The 5,833-nt window shown below is 38.3% G+C and carries 3 protein-coding genes; all 3 read left to right on the top strand.

The window, feature by feature from the left end; translation table 11 throughout:
• Positions 1–712 precede the first annotated feature (712 nt).
• Positions 713–2,884, top strand: coding sequence for a GspE/PulE family protein (locus tag F6K13_RS15150; protein ID WP_124142656.1), 2,172 nt, complete (start codon positions 713–715; stop codon positions 2,882–2,884).
• 60 nt (positions 2,885–2,944) lie between these two features.
• Entirely contained in the window at positions 2,945–4,048 is a 1,104-nt protein-coding gene (locus F6K13_RS15145) for a type IV pilus twitching motility protein PilT (protein ID WP_124142657.1), read from the top strand.
• Positions 4,049–4,467: 419 nt separating this feature from the next.
• On the top strand, positions 4,468–5,601 hold the full coding sequence (locus F6K13_RS15140; RefSeq protein ID WP_124142658.1) for a type II secretion system F family protein: 1,134 nt from the start codon (positions 4,468–4,470) through the stop codon (positions 5,599–5,601).
• Positions 5,602–5,833 lie beyond the last annotated feature (232 nt).

Genomic DNA, 5,833 nt, shown 5'->3' with positions numbered 1-5,833 from the left:
TATTTCTTTACTAAAAAATTGCTAATATTACTAATTAAGTCTATGTCACAAATAAAATTATGGTTATCACTCTTAAAAAAACTTACTTATACTAAAGACAAAGACTCTTTTACAGATTTTAAACTAGAAAAGGTTAAGGTTGTTGAACTGGTCAACCATTAACATTAGTCTATTATATAATAGTTAGGATATTCTTTAAAATTAACATAGATTGCAATACTATCTCAGTCACTCTGAAGTAGTTCCTGAGACCTCAACAATAAATAATAGGCTTTCCTAGTTCTATGGCCTGATGTTTTTCGTAAACATTGTGTCCCTGGAGATTTCTTGACTCTAGTTTTAGATTATACCGAATTATTTTATATTAACCAAAACATTTTTCTGGTCGATATTTTTACTGGCTATAGCTGATTGTAGCTGCTATATCAAACAAAAGAGAAAGTATTTCTATGCTATGTGAATTAAATTGCTAGGGTTTTTACAGTAACATGGTAATTACTGGCCTTAATTCTAATTTAGGAGTTTTGTATAATTGTAGACTATCCCTAGATTAACTTAACTAAAGCTATTCAAATACTCACCAGAAATAATATTAAACCAGGAAACAGGAAATACTTAATCAGTAAACTAAGTTAACGACTTGTTAAGCTGGTGTAAATTTCATCAAAAACTTAGGGAATACTTAGATTCAGGAGAATTTAATTTATCAGCCATGGCCCAAACCTCTTCACGGAATTCACGCACCGCTATAGTTGCCCTTAGCAATCTTTCTCCTTTTGGGAATAAACTGGTTCAAGCAGGCTATGTCAACATTGAACAATTCCAAAAATGTCAAGTTGAAAGCCGTAAAACCGGTAAATCTTTGACAGATCTGCTCCAAGCTCTAACAGGACAAGCTTTACCTCCAGAATTACTGAGGCATTACAAAAAGCAGCAGCTATTTGAACTAATGATTTTCTATGGTGTAGCTGCCTTTGACCCAGAAATAACTCAAATTCCACCACAACAAGTATGTTATCTCATTGACACAGTAATTCCGATAGAAACTTGTCGTCGTAACCGAATTATACCACTATTTAGCCACGAAACTCATTTGGCAAATCAGTTAGTCCGAGCTGGCAAAATAGATAAAAACCAAATGTTAAAAGTTTTGACTCAAAGAATTGGTTCACAAGGTACATTCGTTGAGGAATTAGAGAAGTTTGCTGGAGATTCACTGCCGTCAAATTTGCTGAATGAACATGAAAAACAGCAACCCTTTGTGATGGTAGCAATGGCCGACCCTGATAACCTCCAAGCTTTAGATGAACTGAAAAATAAAATTCTCAGACATCGTGGATTAACTTTACAGCGTCTGGTCATTACTCCAGAAGATTATCAACACCTAATTAACTACTACTTAGACGAGCAAACGAAAAAGGACGCTGTTGCTGCGAAAAAGGCAGAAGAAAAAGAGTTAGAGCTGGAGTCAGGATTTTTTGAGACTCAGCAATTAGAAGAAGCTGAAGATGAGAATGCGGTAGAGGACATAGCACAAAGCATCTCTGAAGCTGAAGATGCTCCTGTGATTAAGGCTGTTAATGTAATTTTAGTGAAAGCTCTGACTGAGGGAGTATCAGATATTCATGTGGAACCCCAAGAGGAATTTATCAGAATTCGGATGCGTAAAGATGGGGTATTGCAAGAATATTTTCGGTTTCCGAAAAAAGTTATCCCAGCTATTACTTCCCGCTTCAAAATTATTGCTAACTTAGACATTGCTGAACGACGGCAAGCTCAAGATGGTCGTATTCGTAAAGTATTTAAGGGACGTACTATTGACTTTAGGGTAAATAGTTTACCTAGTCGCTATGGTGAAAAGATTGTTTTACGGATTTTGGACAGCTCTAGTACCCAACTAGGGTTGGATAAGTTAATTACAGACCAGGATACTTTGGCTTTAGTGAGGGAAACTGCTAGTCGTCCATTTGGATTAATTCTGGTAACGGGGCCAACAGGTTCTGGTAAGTCTACTTCTCTATATTCTGTCTTGGCAGAACGAAACGATCCGGGTATTAATATAAGTACTGCAGAAGACCCCATTGAATATGCTTTACCTGGGATTACTCAGTGTCAAGTGATTCGAGAAAAAGACTTAACTTTTGCTAATATCCTCCGGGCATTTCTACGACAAGACCCTGATGTCCTACTGGTGGGTGAAACACGGGATAAGGAAACAGCAAAAACGGCTATTGAGGCGGCATTAACTGGACACTTAGTTTTAACAACCCTACATACTAATGATGCAGCAGGGGCGATCGCTCGACTTGATGAGATGGGAGTTGAATCTTTTATGGTCTCTGCTGCTTTGTTAGGTGTTTTGGCACAACGTCTAATGCGTAGGGTTTGTAGTGAATGTCGAATTCCCTATGCTCCTGAACCTAAGGAGTTGACTCGCTATGGTTTAGTTCCTTCTCAGGAGCAGGATTATACTTTCTACAGAGCAAATACTATACCAGTTGAAGACCGCAGGGTATTGGCAGAAAGGGACGAACTTTGTAAAAAATGTGGTGGTCTAGGTTACAAAGGTCGTGTAGGTGTTTATGAATTTATGAAGTCTACAGAGCGACTACAAACTCTAATTACTCAAAGAGCACCTACAGAGCAAATTAAGGAAGTAGCAGTTGAAGAAGGAATGACTACTTTATTGCAGTATAGCTTGGATTTGGTGCGACAAGGTTATACCACTTTTGAAGAGGTAGAGCGGGTAACATTTACTGACTCTGGTCTGGAGGCAGAAATGAAGCGCCAAGCTAAACAGAATCTAGTTTGTAAGTCTTGTAATGCTGAATTAGAGGCAGAATGGCGATATTGTCCATATTGTATGACACCCCGCTTTGAGTAGTTGAGGAGTAATTAACTTTTTAAGTATAGCAAATGCAACGTTTTTCGGGAGATTGAAATTATGTCTTTTATGATTGAAGATGTGTTGGAGTCCCTTGTAGAGCAGGGCGGTTCAGATATACATATCCAAGCTCGCGCTCCTATTTTTTTTAGAATTACTGGCCAACTTATGCCTCAGCCACAGTTTGGAGAAAATCTTGACCCACTGGAAGTGCAAAATCTGATTTTCCAAATGCTCAACAATATGCAGCGTAAGCATTTGGAGCAAAATTGGGAACTTGACAGTGCTTATGGTGTTAAGGGGTTGGCTCGTTTCCGTTTAAATGTTTATCGGGAGAGAGGTAGTTGGGCAGCTTGTATGCGTGCTTTGGCTTCTCAAATTCCTAATATTGATAAGCTTGGATTCCCGATGATTTTACGGGAGATGACTGAGCGACCAAGGGGACTTTTTCTAGTGACAGGGCAGACTGGATCTGGAAAAACAACTACTACGGCGGCTTTGCTAGATTTGATTAACCGTACCCGTTCTGAACATATTCTCACTGTTGAAGACCCTATAGAATATGTTTTTCCTAACGTTAAGAGTTTGTTTCATCAACGGCAAAAGGGAGAAGATACAAAAAGTTTTTCTAATGCTCTGAAAGGGGCACTTCGTCAAGATCCGGATATTATTCTGGTGGGAGAAATGCGAGACCTGGAAACTATTGCTTTGGCTAGTACCGCAGCAGAAACAGGTCACTTGGTATTTGGGACTTTACACACTAATTCTGCTTCTAGTACGGTAGACCGGATGTTAGATGTTTTTCCTCCAGAACAACAACCTCAAATTAGGTCGCAGTTGGCTAATTCTATTGTTTGTATTTGTAGTCAAAACTTGGTGAAAAAAGTTGGTGGGGGTCTCTGTGTTGCTCAGGAAATTTTGATTAATACTCCGGCGATCGCTAACTTAATTCGGGAATCTAAAAATGCTCAACTTTATTCTCAAATTCAGATGGGTAAAAAGTTGGGTATGCAGACTATGGAAATGTCTCTTGCCGATTTATATAAAGAAGGAAAGGCTACTTGGGCTAATGTGATGGCTAAAGCGGTAAAGCCAGATGAGTTAGAAGCTTTGATTGGTCCAGAACCTAAAGTGAAGGGAGAAAAAACTAAGGCTCGTCGTTAGATATTATTGGGCGATCGGTTGTCGGTAGTAGAGGAGTGAGGAGTATTAGAAGAACTTCATACAATCTTCCTTTCTCCATTCTACTGAGTAAAGTACTTTTGACAATCGTATGAAAAACAAACTTCTTGAGAGGTGGTAGGTGATAGTTAACGAAGTCAGAAGTCAGAAGTTAACCCACCCCTAACCCCTCCCAGGAGGGGAAGTAGGGGATTTGAGTAAGCCTCCGAAAACATTTCGCCTTAAAAGGCAGGGTTGCGCGACCCAATTATTTTGATCAAAGAGGTTTTTTCGCTTAAGGTCTGATTTGGAAACAGAGTAAAGCTAATGATAATTAAAAACTTTTTCAAAAGCAATTTAAAATCACGCCACCTAAGCAAATAGTTGTTTATTAAAGATTAAAAAAATGAGGAAAATAAACTATGACTAGCAATTTAGCCAGGAAAAAATCTAAAGGTGGATTAGAGGAACAATTAAAAGCATTTGAAGAAAAATTAAACGTCGCCCTTGCTACGATTACTGTTAAGGACTTAGCTGTTTTTGCACGTCAATTTGCTGCGATGTTTAATGCAGGTGTGCCGATGGTCAGGTGTCTTAAAGTATTACAAGAACAAAGCTCTAATTATAAGATTAAATATGCTCTAAAAATGATTAGTGCAGAGGTAGAAGAAGGCACTGAATTGTCAGAAGCAATGAGGAAACATCCTGCTTGTTTTGATGAATTATTTCTGAGTATGGTGGCTGCTGGAGAGGTGGGTGGTGTCCTTGATGAAGTGCTTGAGCGTTTGGCAGTAATGTTGGAGAAAAATGCTAAGACTTTGAGTGAAATTAAGTCTGCTATGTCTTATCCAAAAACTGTTATGTTTATTGCTTTGGCAGTATTTTTTGGTATGACGACTTTTCTATTACCAACCTTTGCCAAAATTTTTGAAGAAATTGGTACTGAGTTGCCTGCTTTTACTGTTTTTATGTTAGGTATTAGTGCTTTTTGTAGAACTTGGCCTCCTATTCCTCAAGTAACGGCAATAGGCACAATTATTTTTATTTACGTTGTTTATACAATGGTTTATAAAACAGACCAAGGTAGGCTATTTTTTGACAAAATATTTCTGAAACTTCCTATTTTTGGAGATATTATTGAAAAGTCGGCAGTGGCTCGTTTTTGTATGATTTTTGGTACTTTGACTCGCTCCGGTGTACCAATGTTGAAGTCTCTAGAAATTGTGAGAAATGTGGCAGGAAATGCGGCGATCGCTGAGTCTGTTGAGTATGCAAGGCAAGAAATTCAAAGTGGGGGAATGATTAGTTTAGCTCTGCAAGAAAAGAAAGTTTTTCCTTCTTTAGCAGTTCAAATGATGGCTATTGGAGAGGAAACTGGTGAGTTGGATGCGATGTTGATGAAGGTGGGAGCTTTTTATGAACAAGAAGTTGAGGAAGCCGTAAAATCTTTGACAAGTATGTTGGAACCTTTAATGATTGTTGTTATTGGTGCGATGGTTGGTGCGATTTTGCTTTCTATGTATTTACCTATGTTTAAGGTATTTGAAGATTTGTAGAGTGAATTGAAGAAGGAAGAAGGAAGAAGGAAGAAGGAAAAGTATTACGTTGTCTGAGTTTTAAACTTTTGAACTGTCCTAACCTTTCCTTTGACTGCTATAAGGGATTTGCAACTTAATAAAGTACCAATTATTGGTGTAGAAAAAGGCTCGTGGCTGTCATTGCGAGGCGATGATATTAAACTCAACCTCAATCGGGAATAGTTAAGCTAGCCGAAGCAATCTCTACTCA

This window comes from Okeania sp. SIO2B9, assembly GCF_010672505.1.
GTDB lineage: Bacteria > Cyanobacteriota > Cyanobacteriia > Cyanobacteriales > Microcoleaceae > Okeania > Okeania hirsuta.
Note: the sequence above shows the minus strand (reverse complement) of the source record. Positions and strands in the feature narration are given on the sequence as shown.